Below are 26,140 nucleotides of genomic sequence, written 5' to 3'. Positions count from 1 at the left end.
CTAGCCCGGCGTTTTCGTTTCAGCGTACCTGCCGCTGTTGCAGCAGCAGGTTCTTGTAGCCGCTATTGGCCAGGGTCTTCTGCGCCGCGTTCAGTTGCTCGCGACTGCTGTAGGGGCCGACCAGCACGCGGTACCAGGGCTCGTCGCGGACCCGTACGCTTTCCACCCGCACGTCCTGCCCGAGCAGGATGATCTGTGCGCGAACCCGGTCAGCCTCGGCCTGCTGGCGGAACGAGCCGGCCTGCAGGAAGAATTGCACGGCGGCTGCCTTGGCAACGGTTGGCGGTGGCGGTGGTACTTCGCCGTTGAGCGCAGCCTGGGCCCTGGCTTCATCAATCTTCGCCGCTTCTTCCGGCGTCACCGGCTTGCTTGGCGGCGGTTCCGGCTGTTTGGTCTCGGGAGGCAGAATGACTTCCGACTCAGGCAGCAGCGTGTAGAAATCATATTTGGGTTTCGGCACCTGACCTGCCGGGTCGCTGCCCTTGGGTTGCTCGCGGCTGGTCGGCTTGGGCGTTTCCTTGTTGCGCTTGATCTCGTCTCCGCCGGGTTCCAGATTCATCAGAAACACGATGAAGCCCCCAATCACCAGGCCGCAGACAAGCCATACCCAGCCGGGAACCGGTTTCTTCGCGGGAGCCTGATAGCGGCTCGCGCCGCGCTTGGGCGCCGGTTTTTTCCTTGCTGCCACTTACATTCGCTCCAGGGTTTCCAGGCCGAGCAGCTCCAGGCCCTGCTTGAGTGTCTTGCCGGTCAGGGCGGCCAGCCGCAGGCGGCTCTGTTTCACGGCTTCGTTCTCGGCGGTGAGGATCGGGCAGTGTTCGTAGAAGCTGGAGAACAGCCCGGCCAGATCGTACAGGTAGCTGCACAGCAGGTGCGGTTCGCCTTTTTCGCCGACGTTGTTCAGTGTTTCGCCGAACTGTGCGAGCCGGGCCGCCAGGGTCAACTCCTGCTCCGTATCCAGCTGGATATGCCCGGCGATTTCGTCGATGCCTTTGCCCAGCTTGCGGAATACGCTGGATACGCGGGTGTAGGCATACAGCAGGTAGGGCGCGGTGTTGCCTTCAAAGCTCAGCATCAGCTCGAAGTTGAAGCGGTAGTCACTGGTGCGGTGCTTGGACAGGTCGGCGTATTTGACCGCTCCGATGCCTACGGCGCGGGCGATGGTGCGCAGTTCGGCCTCGTCCAGGTCCGGATTCTTGCTTTTTACCAAGGTGTAGGCACGTTGTTCGGCTTCATCGAGCAGGTCGACAAGTTTTACGGTGCCGCCATCACGGGTCTTGAAGGGACGTCCGTCGGCGCCGTTCATGGTGCCAAAGCCCATGTGCTCCAGCTGCATGCCGTCATGCACGAAGTGGGCGCGTCGCGCCGCTTCAAAAGCCATCTGGAAGTGCAGGGCCTGGCGCTGATCGACGAAATACAGCACGCGGTCGGCCTTCAGCTGCTGGCTGCGATAGCGCATGGCGGCCAGGTCGGTGGTGGCATAAAGATAGCCTCCACCGGCCTTCTGCACGATCACCGGCAGCGGATTGCCTTCGGCATTCTTGAATTCGTCGAGGAAGACACACTTCGCTCCGTCGCTCTCGCTGAGAAGCCCTTTGGCTTGAAGGTCGTCAACGATCTGCGGCAGCTCGGCGTTGTAGGCGCTCTCGCCCTTTACGTCATTCGGGGTCAGCTTGACGTTGAGGCGGTCGTAGAGCTTCTGGCAGTGCGACAGGGAGATCTCGTTGAAGCGCGCCCAGAGGCGCAGGCATTCGTCGTTCCCGGCCTGCAGGCTGACGACCAGCTCGCGAGCGCGATCAGCGAAGGCGGCGGAGTCGTCGAAGCGCTGTTTGGCGGCGCGGTAGAACTGTTCGAGGTCCGACAGCTCGGTTTCGGCGGACGCCGGGTTTTCTTCCAGATAGGCCAGCAGCATGCCGAACTGCGTGCCCCAGTCGCCGACATGGTTCTGGCGGATCACCGTATCGCCCAGGAACTCCAGCACACGGCCTACGGCATCGCCGATGATGGTTGAGCGCAGGTGGCCGACATGCATTTCCTTGGCCAGATTGGGAGAAGACAGGTCGACCACGACGCGCTGCGCAGGGGTTGTCTTGCGGACCCCGAGCCGACTGTCAGTCAGCACAGCTTCCAGGCGCCCGGCCAGCGCCGCGCTGTTCTGGAAAAAGTTGAGAAACCCCGGTCCGGCGATTTCCACCTTGCTGATGGCGGTGTCGGCGGGCAATGCATCGATCAGCTTCTGGGCCAGGTCGCGCGGCTTCATTCCGGCAGGCTTGGCCAGCATCATGGCGATATTGCTGGCGAAGTCGCCGTGGGTCTTGTCGCGTGTGTTCTCCACCTGAATTGCGGGCGTCAGTCCTTCCGGCAGCACGCCTTCGGCGGTGAGGCGGATCAGGGCTTGCTGAATCAGGTGGCGAATACTGTCTTTCATCGTCTGCTCGGTTGGCCCGGAGGCGTTGGTCGAAAACTGCGCATTATAGGGGTAGCGCCAAGTTACAGGCCACAGGGGGGAAGGCAAGCGTCGAACAGGAGCGCTGCAGGCTGGACAGCCGCCCGCTAGAACAGATCAATCGGATCGATATCCAGCGACCAGCGCACCGCACGGCTGCCGGGCAGCTGTTCGACCCGTGGCAGCCAGGCGTTCATCAGCCGATGCAGGGGCGCGCGGGCGCTGCCTTGCAGCAGCAGCTGTGCACGATATCGTCCTGCCCGCCGCTCCATGGGCGCCGGCACTGGCCCCAGCAGTTCGATGCCGGTCAGTCCAAGCTCTGTCAGTAGCTGTTCTGCCTGGCTGCAGGCCTGATCGAGGAAGTCTTCGGCCTGGCCCGGCTTCTGGGCTTCGGCACGCAGCAGCGCCAGATGGCTGAACGGCGGCAGGCCGGCAGCGCGGCGCTCGCTCAAGGCCTGCTCGGCGAAGGCGAAATAGCCCTGTTCGGTCAGCTGTACCAGCAGCGGATGGTCGGCGAGGTGGGTCTGAATGATCACCTTGCCGGGTTCTTCGGCACGCCCCGCACGCCCGGCAACCTGCACGATCAGTTGCGCCATGCGCTCGCTGGCGCGGAAGTCCGCGGAGAACAACCCGCCATCGGCGTCGAGAATGGCCACCAGGGTGACGCGCGGAAAGTGATGCCCCTTGGCGAGCATCTGGGTACCCACCAGCAGGCAGGGCTCGCCGCGGTTGATCACTCCCAGCAGTTGCTCCATCGAACCCTTGCGCGAGGTGCTGTCACGGTCGATGCGCAGCACCGGGACGTCCGGAAAGAGGATGCCGAGCCTTTCCTCGGCGCGCTCGGTGCCAGCGCCAACAGGCCGCAAGTCGACTTTGTTGCATTGCGGACAGTTCAGCGGAGGGCGCTCGGCATGCCCGCAATGGTGACAGCGCAGTTCGTTGTGTCGCTGATGCAGGGTCATGCGTGCATCGCAGCGCGGGCACTGGCTGAGCCAGCCGCAGTCGTGACAGAGCAGGGATGGGGCGAAGCCGCGGCGGTTGAGGAAGACCAATACCTGCTGGCCGGCAGCAAGCGTCTGGGCCATGGCCTGTTGCAGCGGCCCCGAGATGCCTGAGTCCAGGGGGCGGCTTTTTACGTCCAGTCGCAGAAACCGCGGCGCCTGTGCGCCGCCGGCGCGCTGCGTCAGCCTGAGCAGGGCATAGCGACCGATATGGGCGTTGTGCAGGCTTTCCAGCGAGGGCGTCGCCGAACCCAGCACCACGGGTAAATTCTCCTGGCGAGCCCGGACGATCGCCAGGTCGCGGGCGTGATAGCGCAGGCCTTCCTGCTGTTTATAGGACGCGTCGTGCTCCTCGTCGAGGATGATCAGCCCCGGATTCTTCATCGGTGTGAACAGCGCCGAGCGCGTGCCGATGATGATGTCCGCTTCGCCGTCGCGGGCCGCCAGCCAGGCATCCAGCCGCTCACGATCATTGATGCTGGAATGCAAGAGGGCAATGCGGGCGTTGAAGCGTTTCTCGAAGCGCGCCAGTGTCTGCGGACCGAGGTTGATTTCAGGGATCAGCACCAGCGACTGTTTGCCGGCCTTGAGCATCTGGTGGATCAGTTGCAGGTAGACCTCGGTTTTGCCGCTGCCGGTGACGCCCGCAAGGAGGAAGGCCTGAAAGTCGCCCAGCCCTGCGCGAATGGCTTCAAAAGCGGCTCGCTGTTCCTGATTGAGCGGCAGTTCCGGTTGCAGCAGCCAGCTGCCCTGATGCTGCTGTGTCTGGTGTATGCGCCGCGTCTCGATGTGCAGCAGGCCCTTTTGCAGCAGTTGATCGAGGCTGTCCTTGCTCAGCTGCAACTGGCTCAGCAGCGAGTGGGCGACACCCTTTGGGTGCTGGGCGATGGTTTTCAGTGCGTCACGCTGGCGCGGCGCCCGGCTCAGGCGTGGGTCGTCCGGTCGAGCACCTGCGGCGGCATGCCAGAAGCGTTCCTGGCGTGCTTCGGCTGGCTCGCCCTGGCGCAGCAGCACCGGCAAGGCCCAGCTGAAGGTGTCGCCAAGGCTGTGCTGATAATACTGGGCGGTCCACAGGCACAGCTTGAACAGCGCAGGCGGCAGGGGGGGCGTGCTGTCGAGCAGTTCCAGCGCGGGTTTGAGTTTGGCTTCCGGTACCTCGCTGTGCGAGGCGACTTCAATCAGCACGCCTACCACTTCGCGGCGACCAAAGGGCACTCGCAGCCGCACCCCTGGCTGCAGTGCTGAATAGGGCACGCCGGTGGGCGGTCGATAATCGAAGAGACTGCGCAGGGGTGAAGGCAGTGCAAGGCGAAGTATGGGAGGCACGCGGAAGTCCTTGACGGCGAAGGGCGATGGTAAACGATCCGCTAGGCGGAAAGCCCCTGTTAAAAGGCGTGTGCAGATCGGCTTTCGCATCGGCTGCATGTGCGCGTGCCGGTTTCACAAGCGACGGCTTGCGCTTGCATCGGCTTTGCGCTCTGGTATTATTCGCGCCCTTCCGTGCGGTACTCGACATAGGGTCGGGTGGCGGCACAAGTCCCTGAGGATTTTCCATGAAAGCCGATATCCATCCAAACTACGTTGAAATCGAAGCCACTTGCAGCTGCGGCAACGTCATCAAGACTCGCTCCACGCTGGCCAAGAACCTGAGCATCGACGTCTGCTCCGAGTGCCACCCGTTCTACACCGGCAAGCAGAAAGTGCTGGATACCGGCGGCCGTATCGACCGCTTCAAGCAGCGTTTCGGTGTGTTCGGCGCCAAGTAAGCAGTTGCCGAGACGGAAGCCCGATGCGGTTTTCCGAACATCTGAAAAAGGCGTCCCTGGTGGGCGCCTTTTTCGTTTTCGTGCTGTTCAGCCTGCAGGCCCAGGCACTGTGCTCCGCTACAGGCCCGCTGTCCCGAGCGGATGTGGCGACCGTTATCGATGGTGACACCCTGCGCCTGCGTGATGGCCGCAGTGTGCGTCTGATCGGCCTGAATGCGCCCGAGCTGGGTCGCAAGGGGCGCAAGGCCGAACCCTACGCGCAGGCTGCGAAGCGACGCTTACAGGTGCTGGTCGATGCCAGTGACGGTCGCATAGGTCTTCGTCCCGGGCAGCAGGGGCGAGATCATTACGGTCGGGTGCTTGCCCACGCATTCGATCACCGGGGCGCGAATCTCGAGGCCGCATTGCTCGTCGAGGGCTTGGGCTACTTCGTGGCCATTGCGCCGAACACGGTGCTGGCCGACTGTCATCTGCGTGCCGAGCAGCGCGCGCGTGATGCCGGCAGCGGGCTCTGGCAGCGCTCGCCGGTAATTGCTGCAGAGCGGGTGCGTCGGGGTGGCTTTGCCGTGGTCAGGGCGCGTGTAGAGCGGTTGGAGAAAAACCGCAGCGGCCTCTGGCTGGAGCTTGAAGGCCCTTTGGTGTTGCAGATTCCCCAGCAAGCAGTGAAAAGCTTTGATCAGGAATTACTGGCCGGCCTGCCGGGACGAGAGGTTGAGGCACGGGGCTGGGTAATCGACCGCAAGGGGCGTGCGGATCTGTCGCGCCAGGCGCGCTGGCTGATCAAGATCAGTCATCCTGCAATGCTCCAGCCTGTGCGCTGAGGCGATGTCCCGCATGTTTCGCGGCGAAGCGGCAGCAGCCGGTCGGGGTGTCAGCTTAAAGTCGTAGGTCGAACCCTTGACAGGCAGCGATCCTGTCGACTTGTGAGGGCGCTTGATCTTGGCGTATCCTCGACCGCCTGTCTGTCCCAGTAAAACAAGCGGAAATGCCCAATGACTGACCTAAAAACCGCCGCGCTCGAATACCATTCGCAACCCCGTCCGGGAAAGCTGAGTGTCGAGCTGACCAAGCCTACTTCCACCGCTCGCGACCTGGCGCTGGCCTATAGCCCTGGTGTGGCCGAGCCTGTGCGGGAAATCGCGCGCGACCCCGAGCTGGCTTACCGCTATACCGGCAAAGGCAACCTGGTGGCAGTGATTTCCGATGGCACTGCCATTCTCGGGCTGGGCAATCTCGGACCGCTGGCATCCAAGCCCGTTATGGAAGGCAAAGGCGTGCTGTTCAAGCGCTTTGCCGGTGTGGATGTATTCGACATCGAAGTCGATGCGGAAAGCCCCCAGGCCTTTATCGATACGGTCAAGCGCATCTCCATTACCTTCGGTGGCATCAATCTTGAAGACATCAAGGCCCCGGAGTGTTTCGAGATCGAGCGGGCGCTGATCGAGCAATGCGACATCCCGGTATTCCACGATGACCAGCACGGTACCGCCATCGTGACCGCGGCAGGCATGCTCAATGCTCTGGAGATCGCCGGCAAGACCCTGGAAGAAGCGAAAATTGTCTGCCTGGGCGCGGGTGCAGCGGCAACTTCCTGCATGAAGCTGCTGGTCAGCATGGGTGCGCAGATCGAGAACATTTTCATGATCGATCGCAAGGGCGTGATCCATGCCGGGCGTGACGATCTGAATCAGTACAAGGCCGTGTTCGCCCATGAAACCGACAAGCGCACCCTGGATGATGCGCTCGACGGCGCGGACGTCTTCGTCGGCCTGTCCGGTGCCAACCTGCTGACGCCGGAAGGCCTCAAGCGCATGGCGCCGAACCCGATTGTCTTTGCCTGCTCCAACCCTGATCCGGAGATCAGTCCGGAACTGGCCCATGCAACCCGCTCCGACGTGATCATGGCCACCGGTCGTTCGGACTACCCGAACCAGGTCAACAACGTGTTGGGCTTCCCGTTCATCTTCCGCGGCGCGCTGGACGTTCGTGCTACGCGCATCAACGAAGAGATGAAGATCGCCGCGGCCCACGCCTTGCGCGATCTGGCCAAGCTGCCGGTGCCCGAGGAGGTCTGCGCTGCCTATGGTCTGTGCGACCTGGCGTTCGGTCGTGAGTACATCATTCCGAAGCCGATGGATCCGCGTCTGATCACTCTGGTGTCTGATGCTGTGGCGAGAGCTGCGATCGACAGTGGCGTGGCGACCCTGCCTTACCCTGCGAACTATCCGCTCAAGTCTGTAGCGGACGTATTCGGCGGCTGACTGCCGGCGCGGCACCTGCCATCGGTTGTTGTCGCGGCGCAGCGTAAATAAAAACCCGAAACTCTCAGGAGTTTCGGGTTTTTTATGGCTGCGAATTTCCTTGGTGAAATACTGCGTGGGCTTTTTGTCGCGGTATCCGGCGTCGTCAGAACAGGTCCATGGGCGCCGCTTCACTGGCTGGTAGCGGGCTACCAGGCGCCGAGCTGCCGGGTTCCAGTTCGCCCATGTCCGGTGGCGAATCTTCGCTGCGGAACAGTTCGAAGTAAGCATCCGGAGTTCCAGGAGGAGCGGCGCGTCCGCTGGCAGGGTCGATACGCAGCGCGAGAATCCCGGCCGGCTCGGCGGGGGCGTGTTCGGGCATGCCTTCGAGTACCGAACTCATGTATTTCATCCAGATTGGCAGTGCCACGGTGCCGCCGTATTCGCGTCGGCCCAGGGTTTGCGGCTGATCGAAACCCGCCCAGACGGACGTTACGATGTCGGCGTTGTAGCCGGAAAACCAGCTGTCCTTGGATTCGTTGGTGGTGCCGGTCTTGCCGGCAATATCATCACGGCCCATCGCCAGGGCTCTGCGGCCCGTCCCGCGCTTGATGACGTCTTGCAGCATGCTGGTCATGATGTAGGCGGTGCGTTCGTCGATGATCCGTTCGGCGTACAGCCGTGGCTGTTCTGCCAGATCGAAGTTGCCATCGAGCGGCTTGTCGCTCTGGGCGAAGGTCTCGACGCCGGCTTCGTCGTCCAGCGGCGATGGTTGGTCATTTACAGGTACTCGCCGCGGGTTCGCGGTGAATACCACCTTGCCGTCCCGGTCTTCGATGCGTTCGATCAGATAGGGCTCGATCTTGTAGCCGCCATTGGCGAAGGCGGTCCAGCCGACGGTGATCTCCATCGGCGTCAGGGTGGCCGTGCCAAGCGCCAGCGACAGGTTTGCCGGAAGGTCTTCAGGCTTGAAGCCGAAGCGCTCTATATAGTCGATGGTGTAACCCATGCCGAGGGTTTGCAGCAGGCGAATAGAGACCAGGTTGCGCGACTTGTACAGGGCTTCACGCAGGCGGATTGGTCCTAGAAAGGTGTTGTTGTCATTCTTGGGGCGCCAGACGCGATCCATGCCTTCTTCGACGAAGACGATGGGGGAGTCGTTGACCAGTGTTGCGGCGGTAAAGCCCGCATCCAGCGCTGCACTGTAAACAAAAGGTTTGAAACTGGAGCCTGGCTGGCGCTTCGCCTGTATGGCCCGATTGTAGTTGCTTTGCCCGAAGGAGAAGCCCCCGACCAGCGCTTCAATGGAACCATCGGTGGGGTCCAGAGATACCAGTGCGGCCTGGGCCTGGGGTATCTGGCTGAACAGCGCGACGCTCTCGACAAACCGAATGCGGATGACGTCTCCGATTGCGACCACATCGGCCGGGCTCTTGGGTTGTGGGCCCAGGCTGTTGGTGTTGATGAACGGGCGAGCCCATTTCATGCTGTCCCAGTGGACGTTGCGTTCGCTGCCGTCACGCAGCATCACGCTGATCGAATCCTTGCCCACATGGCTGACAACGGCGGGCAGCATTCCCGACAGGCCTCGGTAGCGATTCAGTTCCTGCAGCCAGCCTTCAGGTCCGGTTCCGGCCAGCCTGGCTTCAGGGCCGCGATAGCCGTGGCGCTGGTCATACTCGATCAGGCCTTCGATGAGCGCCTCGTTGGCGGCTATCTGTCGCTTGCTGGTTGCGGTCGTATAGACGCGAAAGCCTTCGGTGTAGGCGTCGCTGCCGAAGCGGCCAACCATTTCCGCGCGCGCCATTTCGGCGATATAGGGTGCGTCGAGTTCCGGTGATGCGCCGTGATAGGAGGCATCCACGACCTCTGCCAGCGCTTGCTGGTAGCGGGCGTCGTCAATGGTACCGAGTCGGTACATGCGGCCCAGAATCCAGTCGCGTCTTTCCTTGGCCCGGGCAGGATTGGTTAGCGGGTTGAATGCGGACGGGGCCTTTGGCAGCCCGGCGATCATGGCCATCTGCGCCAGGCTCAGTTCACTGATCGATTTTCCATAGTAGACATGTGCAGCAGCTTCGATGCCGTAAGCACGATGGCCCAGATAGATCTTGTTGACGTACAACTCGAAAATCTCGTCCTTGCTCAGCTCGCGCTCGATCTGGAGGGCAAGAAGGATTTCGTTGATTTTGCGTGAGAAGCTTCGCTCACTTGTGAGGAAGTAATTCTTCGCAACCTGCATGGTAATGGTGCTGCCGCCAGTCTGAATCTGGCCGCTTTTCAATAATTGCGTGGCAGCGCGCATCAGGCTGGAAACTTCGACGCCATAATGATTCGCGAAATTGTCGTCTTCGGCAGCCAGCAGGGCTTCAATGAAATCCCTGGGGATTTCATTGAAGGCAATGGGGGAGCGACGCATTTCGCCGTATTCGGAAATCAGCTTGTCATCGCTGCTGTAGATACGCAGCGGTATCTGCAGCTGTATGCTGCGTAGCGAATCTACGGAAGGCAGGTTGGGACTGAGGTAGAGGAACGCGCCGCTGAGACTGAGCAGAAGTCCGCAGAAAATAGCCAGGCACGACCAAAGGAAAAACTTCAGAAAACGCATCGGGGTTAGTTGAATCCAGGGTGGGGAAATGGGGTGTAAGCCGCAGACGATGCTGAAAGGAAAAGCCGTTCACATTATAAGCGGTTTTTCTACTGGGGAGCCATTTGCGCTTCTGTCAAGGCTGTTATCTAATGTGGATAAACATAATTAATCCGTAAGTAGCGGATAAGATAGGAAATCGGCCGTGCTAGGGCTCTTCACGAAGAAAGCGAACACGCTGCTTGGGATCGATATCAGTTCGACCTCCGTTAAGCTCATCGAATTAAGCCGTTCGGGCTCCCGCTATCGGGTCGAGTCCTATGCGGTCGAGCCTCTGCCGCCCAATGCTGTGGTGGAAAAGAACATCGCTGAGCTGGAAGGGGTGGGGCAGGCGCTGGGCCGTTTGCTGACCAAGGCCAAGACTGGGGTCAAGTCTGCGGCTGTTGCAGTTTCCGGCTCTGCCGTTATTACCAAAAGCATCGAAATGGAAGCCGGTCTGAACGACGACGAGCTGGAAAACCAGCTGAAAATCGAAGCAGACCAGTACATTCCCTATCCGCTCGAAGAAGTAGCCATCGACTTTGAGGTGCAAGGGCCTGCTGCTCGCTCGCCGGGTCGCGTGGAAGTGCTGCTGGCAGCGTGCCGAAAGGAAAATGTGGAAATCCGCGAGGCGGCCCTTGCCCTTGCCGGCCTGACTGCCAAGGTCGTCGACGTTGAAGCCTATGCCCTGGAGCGCTCTTATGGGTTGCTGGCATCGCAACTTGGCAGTGGCCACGACGAACTTACCGTCGCGCTTGTGGATATTGGTGCAACCATGACTACGTTGAGCGTTCTGCATAATGGTCGCACCATCTATACGCGCGAACAGCTTTTTGGCGGGCGCCAGCTCACCGAGGAAATTCAGCGTCGTTATGGCCTGTCCATGGAAGAGGCCGGCCTGGCCAAGAAGCAGGGTGGTCTCCCGGATGACTACGACAGCGAAGTGTTGCAGCCGTTCAAGGATGCTGTTGTGCAACAGGTGTCGCGCTCGCTGCAGTTCTTCTTCGCTGCAGGGCAATTCCACGATGTCGATTACATCCTGCTGGCTGGCGGTACTGCTTCCATCCCTGGGCTGGATCGACTGATCCAGCAGAAAATCGGAACGCAGACCCTGGTTGCCAATCCCTTTGCCGACATGGCCCTGAGCAGCAAGGTCAATGCGGGTGCACTGGCCAGCGATGCGCCTTCCCTGATGATTGCCTGCGGGTTGGCGTTGAGGAGTTTCGACTGATGGCTCAGATCAACCTTCTGCCCTGGCGTGAACAGCTTCGTGAAGAGCGCAAGCAGCGCTTTCTGGTCTCACTCATGGGCGTGCTGCTCGTAGGTGGGGGCCTGGTATTTCTTGCCGGTCAATATCTGACCAGCTCCATCGAGCAGCAGAACGCGCGCAATGATTTTGTTCGCAAGGAAATTGCAGTGCTTGATGCGCGAATTTCCGAGATCAAGGAATTGCGAGAGCGTCGGCAGCAATTGCTTGAGCGTATGAAGATCATTCAGGACCTGCAGGGTAACCGTCCCATTATTGGCCGAGTGTTCGACCAGTTGGTGAGGACCCTGCCCGATGGTGTGTATTTCACAGGCTTGAAAATGACAGGCAAGAACATCGCTATTGTCGGCGCAGCGGAATCCAACAATCGGGTTTCCAACCTGATGCGCAATCTAGATGGCTCGGAATGGCTTGAGGCCCCGAACCTGAACGAAGTGAAGGCCGTCACTGCCGGTGCTGTAGATCAGGAAAATGTCTTCCAGCTTACCGTTCAGCAAACACAGCCGACTGCTGCTGTCGAAGGAGGCAAGCCATGAGTCTGGCAAGCTCCATGGAGAGCCTGCGCAGCGTCGATCTGTCTGATCTGGACCTGAATAACCTCGGTTCCTGGCCGGCAGCAGTCAAGGTCATTGCCGGTATTTTGCTGCTGGCTCTGGTGCTGGGTGGGGGTTATTACTTCTACCTCAGTGACATGCAGGCCAGCCTGGAGCAACAAAGAGCGCAGGAAGAAACGCTCAAGCAGCAGTTTTCCTCGAAGGCTTTCCAGGCTGCGAACCTGGAAGCCTATAAAGAACAGATGGTCGAGATGGAAGCCTCGTTCGGTGCCTTGCTGCGTCAGTTGCCCAGTGATACCGAGGTGCCAGGCCTGCTTGAGGACATCACCCGCACTGGGCTGGGAAGCGGGCTGGAATTCGAGGAGATTAAGCTGCAGCCGGAAGTCGTCCAGCAGTTTTATATCGAGCTGCCGATACAGATAAAGGTTGTTGGTTCCTATCACGATCTCGCGACCTTCGTCAGCGGTGTATCGAGCCTGCCACGAATCGTCACGCTACATGACTTCGAGATCAAGCCTGACAGCAAGGAATCTGCTTCCAGGCTGCGCATGAGTATTCTGGCCAAAACCTATCGCTATAACGACAAGGGGCTGCAGAAATGAATGGAGCCCGAATTGTTGCGCTGGGTTTGAGTCTGGCATTGCTGGGCGGCTGCGGGGTCAGTACGGATTTTGATGATTTGCGGCGCTATATGGATGAGGTCCGGGCCAAGCCCAAGGGAACCATCGAGCCGCTGCCGGCATTCCTGCCATACGAGGCATTTACCTATAGCGCGGCCTCCCTGCGTCATCCTTTTCAGCCGCCGATGAAGATCGATCTGACGCAGCGTCAGAAAGGCTCGAAGGATATTCAGCCGGATGAGACGCGCATCAAGCAGTTCTTGGAAGAATTCAACATCGAAAACTTCATCATGGTCGGTACGTTGACCAATGATGCGGGCATGTACGCCTTGATAAGAGGTGGTGACGGGGTTCACCGGGTCAAGGTCGGTGATTATCTGGGGCGCAACCATGGGCGTATCGTCGAGATCAGCGAGGCCGAGGTGGATGTGCTTGAAATCGTTCCTGACGGAGAGGGTGGGTGGCTGGAGCGCCCGCGTAGCCTGACCTTGAAAGAGCGCTCCTGAGTTCGGGGCAACAAATGGAAAACCTATACCGGTCTGCACAACGGAAGCCTTTTATGAATACCTCCCTCTCTCGTCTCGGCTTGTCCCTGCTGGCAGCGCTCATTTCGCCCGCGTTGCTGGCTGCGAATCTCAATACCATTGATGTGGCCTCGCTCCCGGGTGACAAGGTCGAACTCAAGCTGGGATTCGACGAACCCGTGGCTGCCCCTCGCGGCTACACGCTTGATCAGCCCGCGCGTATCGCTCTTGATCTGCCAGGCGTATCGAGCAAGCTCGGTGCCAAAAATCGTGAGTTGGGCGTCGGCAATGCGCGCAGCGTGACCGTTGTCGAGGCGCAGGGGCGTACTCGGTTGATCGTCAACCTCACCTCTCTGGTGCCTTATTCGACGCGCGTAGATGGCAATAACCTATTCGTTCTGCTGGGCGAGGGTGGCGCGCCAGCGCCTGTGGCTGCCCCCGTACCTGAACAGCCTGTGGTCGGCACCGCGCCGGTCGAGCGCCCGGTGGCAGGCAAGGCCATCAGCAATATCGACTTCCGTCGAGGCGAAGATGGGGCCGGCAATGTTGTCATAACGCTGTCGGACCCATCGATCAGCCCGAATATCGAGGAGCAGGGCGGCAAGATCCGCGTCTCCTTTGCCAAGACACAACTGCCGGAAGCCTTGCGCGTACGGCTCGATGTGCAGGACTTCGCCACGCCGGTCAAATTTGTCGACTCGACCAGCGGGTCCGGCGGCGCCACCATTGCCATCGAGCCAACCGGCCGTTACGACTACCTCGCCTACCAGACCGATGACAAGCTCACCATCAGCATCAAGCCGCTGAGTGAAGCCGAGGCAGAGCAGCGCAAGGCCGAGCATTTTGCCTATTCTGGTGAAAAGCTGTCGCTGAACTTCCAGGATATCGATGTGCGCTCGGTGCTTCAGCTGATCGCTGACTTCACTGATCTCAACCTGGTGGCCAGTGACACGGTAAGCGGCAACATTACCCTGCGCCTGCAGAACGTGCCTTGGGATCAGGCGCTGGATCTGGTGCTCAAGACCAAAGGCCTCGACAAGCGCCAGGTCGGTAATGTCTTGCTGGTAGCGCCTGCTGACGAGATTGCCGCGCGTGAGCGGCAAGAGCTGGAGTCACAGCGCCAAATCGCCGAGCTTGCGCCGCTGCGCCGCGAAGTGGTCCAGGTCAACTATGCCAAGGCAACCGACATCGCTCGGCTGTTCCAGTCTGTTACTGACAAGGATGGCGCCAGCGAGGATCGTGGCTCCATCGCTGTTGACGACCGCACCAACAACATCATTGCCTACCAGACCCAGGAGCGACTCGACGAGCTGCGTCGTATTGTGGCGCAACTGGATATCCCGGTACGTCAGGTCATGATCGAGGCGCGTATCGTCGAAGCCAACGTGGATTACGACAAGAGCCTCGGTGTGCGCTGGGGTGGGAACCTGTGGGCGGGTGACAAGTGGAATGCCTGGGGTAAGAATGGTCAGCTAGGTGTGGCTGACGATCCGAATGCAAGCGGCAGTCCTGGAGACGACGGTTACGTACCCTCTCAACAAGTAGGCCGTTTCCCCGGCATTCGTGAAACTCCACTGAATACGCCGTTTGTTGATATGGGCGCAATTGGCGCAACTTCAGGGATCGGTCTGGGTTTCGTGACCAATAACGCCATCCTTGATCTGCAGCTTTCCGCTATGGAGAAAACGGGTAACGGTGAGGTGGTGTCGCAGCCGAAGGTTGTCACCGCAGACAAGGAAACAGCCAAAATCCTTAAAGGCTCGGAAGTGCCTTATCAGGAAGCCAGCTCCAGTGGTGCAACCAGTACCTCGTTCAAGGAGGCAGCGTTGTCGCTGGAAGTAACGCCGCAGATCACGCCGGATAACCGCATTATCATGGAAGTCAAAGTCACCAAGGATGAGCCGGACTTTTCGCAAGCAGCGAGCACCGGTGGTATCCCGGCCATACGCAAGAATGAGGTGAATGCCAAGGTGCTGGTTACTGACGGCGAAACCATCGTGATTGGCGGCGTGTTCTCCAATACGCAAAGCAAATCGGTGGACAAGGTACCGTTCCTGGGGGATCTGCCTTTCGTAGGTCGGATATTCCGTCGTGATCTGGTCCAGGATCGAAAATCCGAACTGCTGGTATTCATCACGCCGAGGATCATGAATAATCAGGCGATTCAGGCCAGTCGTTAACCAAGTAATGCCCAATATCATCCTCGTAGGCCCGATGGGTGCTGGCAAAAGCACCATCGGGCGTTTGCTTGCCAAGGAGTTGCGTCTGGCGTTTCGTGATTCCGACAAGGAAATCGAGAAGCGCACGGGTGCCAGCATTCCGCTGATATTCGATGTCGAGGGTGAGCAGGGCTTTCGCGAGCGGGAGCACGCTGCGATCGCCGAGCTGTGCCAGATGCAGGGCATCGTTCTGGCTACTGGCGGTGGTGCGGTCCTGCGAGAGGACAACCGTCAGGCGTTGCGTGAAGGCGGGCAGGTCATCTACCTCTGCACATCGGTCGAGCAGCAGCTTGACCGTACTTCGCGAGATCGAAATCGTCCGCTGTTGCAGACGCCCAATCCTCGGCAAGTGCTGGTTGATTTGATGGCTGTACGAGACCCTCTGTACCGGGAAATTGCGGACATCACCGTTGAGACCGATGAGCGTCCTCCGCGTCTGGTGGTCGGTGAAATACTTGAACAGCTCAGGGCGCTTGTGTCCCGTGAAAGCCCCGACGAATCTGCGCTATCCTAACCCCCTTTAATCCACGGGGGCCTACATGCAGACTCTAGATGTCGATCTTGGCGAGCGTAGCTATCCGATCCTTATAGGCGAACAGCTCATCGAGCGCGGCGAGCTGTTGTCCCCTCATATTCGTGGCAAGCAGGTGGCCATTGTCACCAACGACACCGTTGCTCCACTTTACTTAGAGCGACTGATGCAGAGCCTCGCAGGTTATGCCGTCACGCCAGTGGTTCTGCCCGACGGCGAGGCTTACAAGAACTGGGAAACGCTGCAGACGATCTTCGATGGCCTGCTGTCTGCCAGACATGATCGCAATACCACAATCATTGCCCTGGGTGGCGGCGTGGTGGGCGATATGGCCGGATTCGCGGCGGCCAGCTATCAGCGTGGCGTTGATTTCATCCAGATGCCAACAACTCTTTTATCCCAGGTCGATTCCTCGGTGGGTGGCAAGACCGGCATCAATCATCCTCTGGGCAAGAACATGATTGGTGCTTTCTACCAGCCGCAGCTGGTGCTGATCGATACGTCCACGCTGGCGACACTGCCGGCACGGGAGCTGTCGGCAGGTCTGGCCGAAGTGATCAAGTACGGGCTGATCTGCGATGAACCCTTTCTGAGCTGGCTTGAAGTCAATATCGACAGGTTGAGGGCGCTCGACCAGGCTGCACTTACCGAGGCCATACGACGTTCCTGTGCCGCCAAGGCGGCGGTAGTCGGTGCGGACGAGCGTGAATCGGGGGTCCGTGCGACGCTCAATCTTGGACATACCTTCGGCCATGCCATCGAAACCCATCAGGGCTACGGTGTCTGGCTGCATGGCGAAGCGGTAGCGGCCGGCACTGTGATGGCGCTGGAAATGTCACGCCAGCTTGGCTGGATTTCCGCCGACGAGCGAGATCGCTGCGTGCGGCTGCTTGTGCGTGCCGGCTTGCCCGTCGTGCCGCCAGGCGATATGACGCCGGATGACTTCCTGCGGCACATGGCGGTCGACAAGAAGGTGCTCGACGGCCAGTTACGCCTGGTATTGCTCAAGCGGCTGGGCGAAGCCGTAGTGACTGGTGACTTCCCTCGCGAAGCGCTGGACGCCACATTGCGCGTCGACTATGCCGTCCTGACGCAACAGCCGTGAACCTGAGAGACTTTTCATGACCAGTTTGTCTGCTGACGATTCGCTCCTGAGCCATTACGGGTTCAGTCATGACCCCTTTGCTGCTCGCGTGCCCGGTTTCAAGTTTTTCCCTGCCCAGCGCAAGCCGGTGTTGGGGCAGTTGCATCACCTCGCTCGTTACAGCCAGCTGTTGCTGGTGGTCACAGGGCCTGAAGGGAGCGGCAAGACCCTGGTGCGTCAGGCGCTGGTTGCGAGCAGCAACAAGCAGTCGGTCCAGAGCGTGGTGGTCACGCCGCAGTCCACCATGGATTCGAATCTCGTCCTGCAGCAGATCGCCCAGGCGCTCGGCAGCGCGCGTGCCGACTTCGACTCGATCATGGCGCAGATTATCCAGCTGGCACTGACCGGGCAGGAAATCTACCTGCTGGTCGATGATGCCGAGCGGCTGACGGGTGCAGCGGTGGAGACCTTGTTGCGACTCGCGGAAGGCAGCCCGGAAGGCCGACCACATGTCTTCCTATTCGGTGAAGAGTCCTTGTTGGCGCGGCTGGAAGCTCTTGTGGATGGCGAAGAGCGTTTCCACGCCATTGCCCTTCAGCCTTATGAAGAAGATGAAACCAGGGAATACCTCTCGTTGCGCCTTGAAGGTGCCGGTAGTGGGCTGGAATGCCTGACCGAAGAGCAGATTATGCGCATTCATGAGCAATCTGGTGGCTGGCCCGGAGGAATAAATCAGGCTGCGCGAGAAGAATTGATTGATGCGATGCACCATTCCAGGGCAAAAAGAAAGTCGAATGGCTGGTTTCCGCTGCCTATAAAGCACCTGCTGGCATTGCTGGCCGTCCTCTGTATTGTCGCCATTGCGCTGTTCATCATGCGCGATGGGGTTGATGAGCAACCCGCGGCGCCGGCCACCACAAGCCTGCCACTTGGTACCGGAGCTGTGGAGCCTGTACCTGCGCAAGGCACGCCTGGAACTGGCGAGTCTGAAGAGTCATCACTGCCAGCGACCAGCCCGGAGCCGCAGACGCCACTTGTCCGGGAGCCTCTTGCTGCCGCCGGCAGTGCTGATATCGAAGACTTTCCGCTTCAGGAGGCTCCGCCGACTGTTCCTGCGCCAGTCGCTGAACAGCCTCGTGACCGTGTCGAGCAGCCCGCGGGGACTGCCAGTGCTGTTGCGCCATCCACGGCTGCACCCCAGCCTGTAGCTCCAGCTCCAGCTCCAGCTCCAGCTCCAGCTCCAGCTCCAGCTCCACGCGAGCCTGCGCGGCCGGTCGCCGCAGCAGCCCCCGCGCCGGCTGCTGCCACTCCGGCAGCGGCCTGGTATGCCGGTCAGCCTGCGGGTAACTATCTGGTACAGATTCTTGGCACCCGCAACGAAGGCAATGCCAAAGCGCTGGTGAAGCAATATGGCAGCGACTACCGCTACTTCACCAAGCTGCATGAAGGCAAGCCGCTTTATGTCGTCACGCTTGGGAGCTTTTCCAGTCGCAATGCGGCGACCCAGGCAATCAAAACCTTGCCGCCAGCCCTGCAGGCCGGAAAACCCTGGATACGAAATTTCTCCAGCGTGCAACAGGAAATCAGTCGTTTGCGTTAAATAAACGCCCCAAAAAAGTGCGCAATGCACCTTTTTGGGGCTTGCAAAAAATAATTGTGTCGTTCTAGCTCGCTTTGTAAACTGCTCCCCCTTTGCTTGCGTCCATCTTGGGGCGTCGCTCCGCATGGCCGGTAAGGGGTTGATTTACAACGTATTTAGCTGGAGCGCCTATGAGAGCAGGTCTGTTTCGTCCTGAAGAGTTCAAGGATAACTGTGGCTTCGGCCTGATCGCCCATATGCAGGGTGAAGCAAGCCATCACCTGCTCCAGACGGCCATTCAATCACTGACCTGCATGACCCACCGCGGCGGCATCAACGCCGATGGCAAGACCGGCGATGGGTGCGGGTTGCTGATGCAGAAGCCGGATGCCTTCCTGCGGGCCATGGCTCGTCAGCACTTCGATGCTGAGCTGCCGGCACTTTATGCGGTTGGCATGATCTTCCTGAATCAGGACCCGATCAGGGCTGACGCCGCCCGAGCCTGTTTCAACGAGCAACTTGCCGCGCAAGGGCTGACACTGGTGGGTTGGCGCGAGGTGCCGGTGGATACATCGGTACTGGGCCGCCTGGCTCTGGAGCGCCTGCCGCGCATCGCGCAGGTGTTCGTGACTGGTGAAGGCCTGGCCGAGCGCGACTTCGGCATCCGTCTGTTCATGGCCCGCCGCCTTGCCGAGGTGGCCCTGGCCGACGACAAGCAGTTCTACGTCTGCAGCTTCTCCGACAAGGACATCATCTACAAAGGCCTGATGATGCCCGCCGATCTGGCCCAGTTCTATCCGGATCTGGGTGACGAGCGTCTGGCTACGGCCATCTGCGTCTTTCACCAGCGCTTTTCCACCAACACCATGCCGCAATGGCCGCTGGCACAGCCGTTCCGCTTTCTCGCCCACAACGGCGAGATCAATACCATCACCGGCAACCGCAACTGGGCTCAGGCGCGCCGCCTGAAATTCGCCAACGAGTTGCTGCCGGATCTGCAGGCGCTCGATCCGCTGATCAATCGCAGCGGTTCGGACTCATCCAGCATGGACAATATGCTGGAACTGCTGGTCACCGGAGGTATGGACCTGTTCCGCAGCCTGCGCATGATCATTCCGCCGGCCTGGCAGAACATGGAAACCATGGACCCGGATCTGCGCGCCTTCTATGAGTACAACTCCATGCACATGGAGGCCTGGGACGGCCCCGCGGGTGTCGTACTCACCGATGGTCGTCACGCGATCTGCCTGCTCGACCGCAACGGCCTGCGTCCGGCGCGCTGGGTCACCACCACCAACGGCTACATCACCCTGGCCTCGGAAGTTGGCGTCTGGGATTACAAGCCCGAAGACGTCATCGCCAAGGGTCGTGTCGGGCCGGGTCAGATCCTCGCCGTGGATACCCACACGGGGCAGATCCTGCATACCGACGACATCGACAGTCATCTCAAGTCGCAGCACCCCTACAAGAAGTGGCTGCGCCAGTATGCGCTGCGCATTCAGTCGACCCTGGACGACAATGACCACGGCTCGGCCTTCTACGATGCGGACCAGCTCAAGCAGTACATGAAGATGTTCCAGGTCACCTTCGAGGAGCGTGACCAGGTACTGCGCCCACTGGCCGAGCAGGGCCAGGAGGCGGTCGGCTCCATGGGTGACGACACGCCCATGGCGGTGCTTTCGCGCCGGGTGCGCTCGCCCTACGATTATTTCCGTCAGCAGTTTGCCCAGGTCACCAATCCGCCAATCGACCCGCTGCGCGAAGCTATCGTGATGTCCCTGGAAACCTGCCTGGGCGCCGAGCGTAACGTCTTCGAGGAAACCGCTGATCATGCCAACCGCGCGATTCTGACTACGCCGGTCATTTCACCGGCGAAGTGGCGGACCATCATGGATCTCGATCGTCCAGGGTTCGAGCGTCAGCTGATCGACCTCAACTACGATGAGTCGCTGGGCCTCGAAGCGGCGGTGCGCGCTATCGCCGATCAGGCTGAAGCGGCGGTGCGTGATGGCAAGGTGTTGCTGGTGCTCAGCGACCGCCAAATTGCGCCGGGCAAGTTGCCGGCACACGCTGCGCTGGCCGTGGGCGCGGTGCACCATCGACTGATCGAGACCGGACTGCGTTGTGACTGCAATATCCTGGTCGAGACCGCCACCGCACGTGATCCGCATCATTTCGCCGTGCTGATCGGCTTCGGCGCCACGGCGGTCTATCCGTTCCTCGCCTACGAGGTGCTGGGTGACCTGATCCGCACTGGCGAAGTCCTCGGCGACCTCTACGAAGTGTTCAAGCACTACCGCAAGGGCATCTCCAAGGGCCTGCTGAAAATCATCTCGAAGATGGGTATTTCCACCATCACCTCCTATCGCGGCGCCCAGCTGTTCGAGGCGGTGGGTCTGGCCGATGAGGTGGTGGAGTTGAGCTTCCGTGGCGTGGCCAGTCGTATCAAGGGCGCCCGCTTTGTCGATCTGCAGGCCGAGCAACGGGCGCTGGCAGGCGAGGCCTGGAACGTGCGAAAGCCGATCCAGCAAGGCGGCCTGCTCAAATTCGTCCACGGTGGCGAATACCATGCTTACAACCCCGACGTGGTCGGTGCATTGCAGAAGGCTGTGCAGAGTGGCGACTATGGCCTGTTCAAGGAATACACGGCGCTGGTCGATCTGCGTCCAGTGTCCATGCTGCGCGACCTGCTCAGGCTGAACGAAGCCGAGCGTCCCCTGGCCCTTGAGGATGTCGAGCCGCTGGAGCAGATTCTCAAGCGCTTCGATTCGGCCGGCATCTCCCTTGGCGCGCTGTCTCCGGAGGCCCACGAAGCCATTGCAGCGGCGATGAACCGCATCGGCGCGCGCTCGAACTCGGGTGAGGGCGGCGAGGATCCGGCACGCTACGGCACCGAGCGCAGCTCGAAGATCAAGCAGGTGGCCACCGGTCGTTTTGGTGTGACGCCCGAATATCTGGTCAACGCCGAGGTGCTGCAGATCAAGGTAGCCCAGGGTGCCAAGCCCGGTGAGGGTGGCCAGCTGCCCGGCGGCAAGGTCAACGGTCTGATCGCCAGACTGCGTTATGCGGTGCCGGGTGTGACGTTGATTTCTCCGCCGCCGCACCATGATATCTACTCCATCGAGGACCTGGCCCAGCTGATCTTCGACCTCAAGCAGGTCAATCCCCGGGCGCTGGTATCGGTGAAGCTGGTGGCTGAGCCGGGCGTGGGTACCATCGCTGCCGGCGTGGCCAAGGCCTATGCTGACCTGATCACCATCTCCGGTTACGACGGCGGCACAGGCGCCTCGCCATTGAGTTCGATCCGTTACGCCGGTTCGCCCTGGGAGCTTGGCCTGGCCGAGACTCATCAGACCCTGCGTGGCAACGATCTGCGCGGCAAGGTGCGGGTGCAGACCGATGGTGGCTTGAAGACCGGCCTCGATGTGGTCAAAGCGGCGATTCTCGGTGCCGAGAGCTTCGGTTTCGGCACCGCGCCGATGATTGCCCTGGGCTGTAAATACCTGCGTATCTGCCACCTGAACAACTGCGCCACCGGCGTTGCTACCCAGAATGACCAGCTGCGCAAGGATCACTTCATTGGGACGGTCGATATGGTGGTGAATTTCTTCACCTTCGTCGCCCTTGAGACCCGTGAATGGCTGGCCAGGCTCGGTGTGAGCAGTCTGCAGGAGCTGATCGGGCGGACCGATCTGCTGGAAATCCTGCCGGGCGAATCTTCCAAGCAGGCGCATCTGGATCTTACGCCCTTGCTGGGCAGTGACCACATTCCGGCAGACAAGCCGCAGTACTGTCAGGTCGAGAAAAACCCGCCCTTTGATCAGGGCTTCCTGGCCGAGCGCATGGTCGAGCTGGCGCGTGCTGCCATCGAGAACAAGAGCGGTGGTGAATTCGAGCTGGAAATCTGCAACTGCGACCGCTCCATCGGTGCGCGTGTATCCGGCGAGATTGCCCGTCTGCACGGCAACCAGGGCATGAAGGATGCCCCCATCACCTTCCGCTTCAAGGGCACTGCGGGCCAGAGCTTCGGCGTCTGGAATGCCGGCGGCCTGAACCTGTACCTCGAAGGCGACGCCAATGACTACGTCGGCAAGGGCATGACCGGCGGCAAGCTGGTAGTGACTCCGCCGAAAGGTAGTAGCTTCCGCTCGAAGGATTCGGCCATTGTGGGTAATACCTGTCTGTATGGCGCCACTGGCGGCAAGCTGTTCGCGGCAGGCACGGCGGGTGAACGTTTCGCGGTGCGCAACTCGGGCGCCCATACGGTGGTGGAAGGCACAGGCGACCACTGCTGTGAATACATGACCGGTGGTTTCGTCTGCGTGCTGGGCAAGACCGGGCACAACTTCGGTTCCGGCATGACCGGTGGCTTCGCCTACGTGCTGGACATGGACAACAGTTTCATTGACCGGGTGAACAACGAGCTGGTCAACCTGCAGCGGATCACCGGCGAGGCGATGGAGGCTTATCGCAGCCATCTGCAGAGCGTCCTGCGTGAATACGTGGCGGAAACCGGGAGCGAGTGGGGCGCCGAACTGCTGGAAGATCTGGACGACTACCTGCGCCGCTTCTGGTTGGTCAAGCCCAAGGCGGCCAACCTGGAGAGCCTGTTGTCGAGCACACGCGCCAACCCGCAATAAAAGCAGCTTCAAGCCGCGAGCCTCAGGCCACCAGTGCCGTGAGGCGCGGCTCCGTGATCGTCCTGCGGCTTGCAGCTTGAGGCTTGCCGCTGCTGTTGAGAGGTTTATGAAATGACTGAACGTCTGAATAACGACTTCCAGTTCATCGAGGTCGGGCGCAAGGATCCGAAGAAGAAGTTGCTGCGCCAGCGCAAGAAAGAGTTCGTGGAGATCTACGAACCCTTCAAGCCGCAGCAGGCCTGCGAGCAGGCCCATCGCTGCCTGGGTTGTGGCAATCCCTATTGCGAATGGAAGTGCCCGGTCCACAATTACATCCCCAACTGGCTCAAGCTGGTGTCCGAGGGCAACATCCTCGCTGCCGCCGAGCTGGCTCATCAGACCAACACGCTGCCGGAAGTCTGCGGCCGCGTCTGTCCGCAGGATCGACTGTGCGAAGGCGCCTGCACGCTGAATGACGGCTTCGGTGCCGTCACCATCGGCTCGGTCGAGAAGTACATTGCCGACACCGCCTTCGCCATGGGCTGGCGACCGGACATGTCCAAGGTCAAGCCGACCGGCAAGAAGGTCGCCATCATCGGTGCTGGCCCGGCGGGCCTGGGCTGTGCCGATGTGCTGGTACGCAACGGCGTGGCTCCGGTGGTATTCGACAGGAACCCGGAAATCGGCGGCCTGCTGACCTTTGGCATCCCCGAGTTCAAGCTGGAGAAGAGCGTGCTCAGCCGGCGTCGCGAAATCTTCGGCGGCATGGGTATCGAGTTCCGTCTCAATACCGAAGTGGGCAAGGACATCAGCATCGAGCAGTTGCTGGCCGACTACGATGCGGTGTTCATGGGCATGGGCACCTACACCTACATGAAGGGCGGCTTCCCCGGTGAAGACCTGCCGGGGGTGCATGATGCGCTGGATTTCCTGATTTCCAGCGTCAATCGCAACCTGGGTTTCGAAAAGTCACCGGAAGACTTTATCGAGATGAAAGGCAAGCAGGTGGTAGTGCTCGGCGGCGGTGACACCGCCATGGACTGCAACCGCACCTCCATCCGCCAGGGCGCCAGGAGTGTCACCTGCGCCTACCGCCGTGATGCGGCCAACATGCCCGGCTCGCGTCGTGAGGTGAAGAACGCCAAGGAAGAGGGCGTGAAGTTTCTCTTCAACCGTCAGCCCATCGCCATCGTCGGTGAAGGCAAGGTCGAGGGCGTCAAGGTGGTGGAAACCCGCCTGGGTGAGCCGGACGCAAAAGGTCGCCGCAGTCCCGAGCCGATTCCCGGTTCCGAACAGATCATCCCGGCGGATGCGGTGCTGATTGCCTTCGGCTTCCGTCCCAGCCCGGCTGACTGGTTCGGTGTTCAGGAAATCCAGACCGACAGCCAGGGTCGGGTGATTGCTCCGGAAATGGGCACATTCAAGCACCAGACCAGCAACCCGAAGATCTTTGCGGGTGGCGACATGGTGCGTGGCTCGGACCTGGTGGTCACTGCGATCTTCGAAGGGCGCCAGGCAGCCGAAGGGATTCTGGATTATCTGGAAGTCTGATCTTCGGAGGGTGGACCGCGCTTCATCGATCCACCGGGTGGCGATCCACCGAGCGGAGCCGCGGTGGATATAAAGAGCGATATCCACCCTACGCTTGCCGCAGTCATCTGACCTGAATCAAGCCACGAAATAAAAGGCGCGGCCCCTGCCGTGCCTTTTGTCATGGGCTTTGCGACAATGCACGGCACTTTTCTGCTGGAACCCAGACATGACTGCCTTGAAGAATGATCGCTTCCTTCGTGCCCTGCTCAAGCAGCCTGTAGACGTCACCCCGGTGTGGATGATGCGCCAGGCCGGGCGCTACCTGCCCGAATATCGCGCCACTCGTGCCAAGGCTGGAGACTTCGTCAGTTTGATGAAGAATCCGGAGCTGGCCTGCGAGGTCACTATCCAGCCGCTGGACCGCTATCCGCAGATCGATGCGGCGATTCTCTTCTCTGACATCCTCACCATCCCTGATGCCATGGGCCAGGGGCTGTATTTCGAGACCGGCGAAGGTCCGCGTTTCAGGAAGAAGATCAGCAGTCTGGCCGATATCGAGGCGCTGCCCGTTCCGGACCCGGAGAAAGATCTGGGTTACGTGATGGATGCGGTGCGCACCATCCGTCGCGAGCTCAATGGTCGTGTGCCGCTGATCGGCTTCTCCGGCAGTCCCTGGACCCTGGCCACCTATATGGTCGAAGGCGGCTCGTCGAAGGATTTTCGCAAGTCCAAGGCCATGCTGTATGACAACCCGCAGGCCATGCACGCGCTGCTGGACAAGCTGGCGCAATCGGTCGTCACCTACCTCAACGGGCAGATCCTGGCTGGGGCGCAGGCGGTGCAGATCTTCGACTCCTGGGGCGGCAGCCTGTCTGACGCCGCTTACCCGGAGTTCTCGCTGGCCTATATGCAGAAGATTGTCGACGGCCTGATCCGCGAGCACGACGGTCGTCGCGTGCCGGTGATCCTGTTTACCAAGGGCGGCGGTCTGTGGCTTGAGTCCATGGCTGCTTCCGGCGCCGAAGCGCTGGGCCTGGACTGGACCTGCAACATCGGCAGCGCCCGTACACGGGTGGGCAACAAGGTTGCGCTGCAGGGCAACATGGACCCGGCGGTACTTTACTCAAGCCCGGCGGCGATCCGCGCCGAGGTTGCGCGCATTCTGGCTGCCTACGGGCATGGTGCCGGACATGTGTTCAATCTCGGACACGGCATCACCCCTGAAGTCGACCCTGAAAACGCCAAGGCCTTCTTCGCAGCGGTGCACGAGCTGTCTGCGCAATACCATCAATAAGCACCAAGACTGGAGCTGACGTAGGGTGGATCACGCTTTATCGATCCACCGGGTGGCGATCCACCGGGTGCGCCGCCACAGGTCGTCCATAAGGACATCCTTTTCAGGCTACGTCTCTGATGGTCGCTGCAAACACGTGAGGCCCATGAAGCCCTCGCCACATTCGGCGCGGGCTCGCGCTGCCCACGAAGCAGTGCATTAACCGCGACCTGTGGGAGCGCAGCCCTCGGCGCGAAGCT

At 60.5% G+C, this 26,140-nt stretch carries 18 protein-coding genes; 14 read left to right on the top strand and 4 right to left on the bottom strand.

The window, feature by feature from the left end:
- Positions 1-19: 19 nt before the first annotated feature.
- The 3 genes from NAV32_RS07405 to NAV32_RS07395 all read right to left on the bottom strand — a co-directional run bounded on the left by NAV32_RS07405 (position 20) and on the right by NAV32_RS07395 (position 4,773).
- Complete coding sequence (locus NAV32_RS07405) at positions 20-688, bottom strand: SPOR domain-containing protein (protein ID WP_256052153.1); 669 nt, start codon at positions 686-688, stop codon at positions 20-22.
- On the bottom strand, positions 689-2,428 hold the full coding sequence (gene argS / locus NAV32_RS07400; protein WP_256052152.1) for an arginine--tRNA ligase: 1,740 nt from the start codon (positions 2,426-2,428) through the stop codon (positions 689-691).
- A gap of 125 nt (positions 2,429-2,553) precedes the next feature.
- Entirely contained in the window at positions 2,554-4,773 is a 2,220-nt protein-coding gene (locus tag NAV32_RS07395; RefSeq protein WP_256052151.1) for a primosomal protein N', read from the bottom strand.
- Between the two features lie 227 nt (positions 4,774-5,000).
- Here NAV32_RS07395 and rpmE point away from each other — a divergent pair, with 227 nt between their 5' ends.
- The 3 genes from rpmE (at position 5,001) to NAV32_RS07380 (ending at position 7,474) form a co-directional block, all read left to right on the top strand.
- On the top strand, positions 5,001-5,213 hold the full coding sequence (rpmE, locus tag NAV32_RS07390; RefSeq protein ID WP_003283472.1) for a 50S ribosomal protein L31: 213 nt from the start codon (positions 5,001-5,003) through the stop codon (positions 5,211-5,213).
- 23 nt (positions 5,214-5,236) lie between these two features.
- On the top strand, positions 5,237-6,034 hold the full coding sequence (locus tag NAV32_RS07385; protein WP_256052150.1) for a thermonuclease family protein: 798 nt from the start codon (positions 5,237-5,239) through the stop codon (positions 6,032-6,034).
- A gap of 171 nt (positions 6,035-6,205) precedes the next feature.
- Positions 6,206-7,474 (top strand): malic enzyme-like NAD(P)-binding protein, encoded by a 1,269-nt coding sequence (locus NAV32_RS07380; protein WP_256052149.1) that lies wholly within the window; start codon positions 6,206-6,208, stop codon positions 7,472-7,474.
- 145 nt (positions 7,475-7,619) lie between these two features.
- On the opposite strand, the gene NAV32_RS07375 is transcribed toward NAV32_RS07380, so the two are convergent.
- Entirely contained in the window at positions 7,620-10,058 is a 2,439-nt protein-coding gene (locus NAV32_RS07375) for a penicillin-binding protein 1A (protein ID WP_256052148.1), read from the bottom strand.
- Between the two features lie 184 nt (positions 10,059-10,242).
- Here NAV32_RS07375 and NAV32_RS07370 point away from each other — a divergent pair, with 184 nt between their 5' ends.
- The 11 genes from NAV32_RS07370 (at position 10,243) to hemE (ending at position 25,901) form a co-directional block, all read left to right on the top strand.
- Positions 10,243-11,307 carry a type IV pilus assembly protein PilM gene (locus NAV32_RS07370; protein WP_256052147.1) on the top strand — a complete coding sequence of 355 codons (1,065 nt, stop codon included), beginning with the start codon at positions 10,243-10,245 and terminating at the stop codon, positions 11,305-11,307.
- Positions 11,307-11,879, top strand: a complete 573-nt coding sequence (gene pilN / locus NAV32_RS07365; RefSeq protein ID WP_256052146.1) for a type 4a pilus biogenesis protein PilN — start codon at positions 11,307-11,309, stop codon at positions 11,877-11,879. Before NAV32_RS07370 ends, pilN begins: the two co-directional genes overlap by 1 nt.
- Positions 11,876-12,499: a type 4a pilus biogenesis protein PilO gene (gene pilO, locus NAV32_RS07360; protein WP_256052145.1), complete on the top strand. Its 624-nt coding sequence runs from the start codon at positions 11,876-11,878 to the stop codon at positions 12,497-12,499. Before pilN ends, pilO begins: the two co-directional genes overlap by 4 nt.
- The gene (pilP, locus tag NAV32_RS07355; protein ID WP_256052144.1) at positions 12,496-13,023 is read left to right on the top strand and encodes a type 4a pilus biogenesis lipoprotein PilP; all 528 of its coding nucleotides are present in this window, start codon (positions 12,496-12,498) and stop codon (positions 13,021-13,023) included. The genes pilO and pilP overlap by 4 nt, the downstream gene beginning before the upstream one ends.
- A gap of 53 nt (positions 13,024-13,076) precedes the next feature.
- Positions 13,077-15,221 carry a type IV pilus secretin PilQ gene (pilQ, locus tag NAV32_RS07350; RefSeq protein WP_256052143.1) on the top strand — a complete coding sequence of 715 codons (2,145 nt, stop codon included), beginning with the start codon at positions 13,077-13,079 and terminating at the stop codon, positions 15,219-15,221.
- A gap of 7 nt (positions 15,222-15,228) precedes the next feature.
- Entirely contained in the window at positions 15,229-15,774 is a 546-nt protein-coding gene (aroK, locus tag NAV32_RS07345; RefSeq protein WP_256052142.1) for a shikimate kinase AroK, read from the top strand.
- Between the two features lie 25 nt (positions 15,775-15,799).
- Positions 15,800-16,897: a 3-dehydroquinate synthase gene (aroB, locus tag NAV32_RS07340; RefSeq protein WP_256052141.1), complete on the top strand. Its 1,098-nt coding sequence runs from the start codon at positions 15,800-15,802 to the stop codon at positions 16,895-16,897.
- A gap of 16 nt (positions 16,898-16,913) precedes the next feature.
- Positions 16,914-18,476, top strand: coding sequence for an SPOR domain-containing protein (locus tag NAV32_RS07335; protein WP_256052140.1), 1,563 nt, complete (start codon positions 16,914-16,916; stop codon positions 18,474-18,476).
- A 170-nt stretch (positions 18,477-18,646) separates the two neighbouring features.
- Positions 18,647-23,095: a glutamate synthase large subunit gene (gene gltB, locus NAV32_RS07330; protein ID WP_256052139.1), complete on the top strand. Its 4,449-nt coding sequence runs from the start codon at positions 18,647-18,649 to the stop codon at positions 23,093-23,095.
- 111 nt (positions 23,096-23,206) lie between these two features.
- On the top strand, positions 23,207-24,625 hold the full coding sequence (locus tag NAV32_RS07325) for an FAD-dependent oxidoreductase (protein ID WP_256052138.1): 1,419 nt from the start codon (positions 23,207-23,209) through the stop codon (positions 24,623-24,625).
- A 208-nt stretch (positions 24,626-24,833) separates the two neighbouring features.
- Positions 24,834-25,901: a uroporphyrinogen decarboxylase gene (hemE, locus tag NAV32_RS07320; protein WP_256052137.1), complete on the top strand. Its 1,068-nt coding sequence runs from the start codon at positions 24,834-24,836 to the stop codon at positions 25,899-25,901.
- Positions 25,902-26,140 lie beyond the last annotated feature (239 nt).

Origin of the sequence: Stutzerimonas stutzeri, from assembly GCF_024448695.1 — a bacterium.
GTDB classification, from domain to species: domain Bacteria; phylum Pseudomonadota; class Gammaproteobacteria; order Pseudomonadales; family Pseudomonadaceae; genus Stutzerimonas; species Stutzerimonas stutzeri_T.
This window is presented reverse-complemented; position numbering and strand designations above follow the sequence as displayed.

Excerpts from the sequence above, each read along its gene's own strand:
- pilN (WP_256052146.1), top strand. The coding sequence starts at position 11,307 with ATGGCTCAGATCAACCTTCTGCCCTGGCGTGAACAGCTTCGTGAAGAG.
- aroB (WP_256052141.1), top strand. The coding sequence starts at position 15,800 with ATGCAGACTCTAGATGTCGATCTTGGCGAGCGTAGCTATCCGATCCTT.
- rpmE (WP_003283472.1), top strand. The coding sequence starts at position 5,001 with ATGAAAGCCGATATCCATCCAAACTACGTTGAAATCGAAGCCACTTGC.
- pilO (WP_256052145.1), top strand. The coding sequence starts at position 11,876 with ATGAGTCTGGCAAGCTCCATGGAGAGCCTGCGCAGCGTCGATCTGTCT.
- NAV32_RS07325 (WP_256052138.1), top strand. The coding sequence starts at position 23,207 with ATGACTGAACGTCTGAATAACGACTTCCAGTTCATCGAGGTCGGGCGC.
- argS (WP_256052152.1), bottom strand. The coding sequence starts at position 2,428 with ATGAAAGACAGTATTCGCCACCTGATTCAGCAAGCCCTGATCCGCCTC.
- NAV32_RS07335 (WP_256052140.1), top strand. The coding sequence starts at position 16,914 with ATGACCAGTTTGTCTGCTGACGATTCGCTCCTGAGCCATTACGGGTTC.
- NAV32_RS07380 (WP_256052149.1), top strand. The coding sequence starts at position 6,206 with ATGACTGACCTAAAAACCGCCGCGCTCGAATACCATTCGCAACCCCGT.
- gltB (WP_256052139.1), top strand. The coding sequence starts at position 18,647 with ATGAGAGCAGGTCTGTTTCGTCCTGAAGAGTTCAAGGATAACTGTGGC.
- NAV32_RS07385 (WP_256052150.1), top strand. The coding sequence starts at position 5,237 with ATGCGGTTTTCCGAACATCTGAAAAAGGCGTCCCTGGTGGGCGCCTTT.
- NAV32_RS07375 (WP_256052148.1), bottom strand. The coding sequence starts at position 10,058 with ATGCGTTTTCTGAAGTTTTTCCTTTGGTCGTGCCTGGCTATTTTCTGC.
- hemE (WP_256052137.1), top strand. The coding sequence starts at position 24,834 with ATGACTGCCTTGAAGAATGATCGCTTCCTTCGTGCCCTGCTCAAGCAG.
- pilP (WP_256052144.1), top strand. The coding sequence starts at position 12,496 with ATGAATGGAGCCCGAATTGTTGCGCTGGGTTTGAGTCTGGCATTGCTG.
- aroK (WP_256052142.1), top strand. The coding sequence starts at position 15,229 with ATGCCCAATATCATCCTCGTAGGCCCGATGGGTGCTGGCAAAAGCACC.
- pilQ (WP_256052143.1), top strand. The coding sequence starts at position 13,077 with ATGAATACCTCCCTCTCTCGTCTCGGCTTGTCCCTGCTGGCAGCGCTC.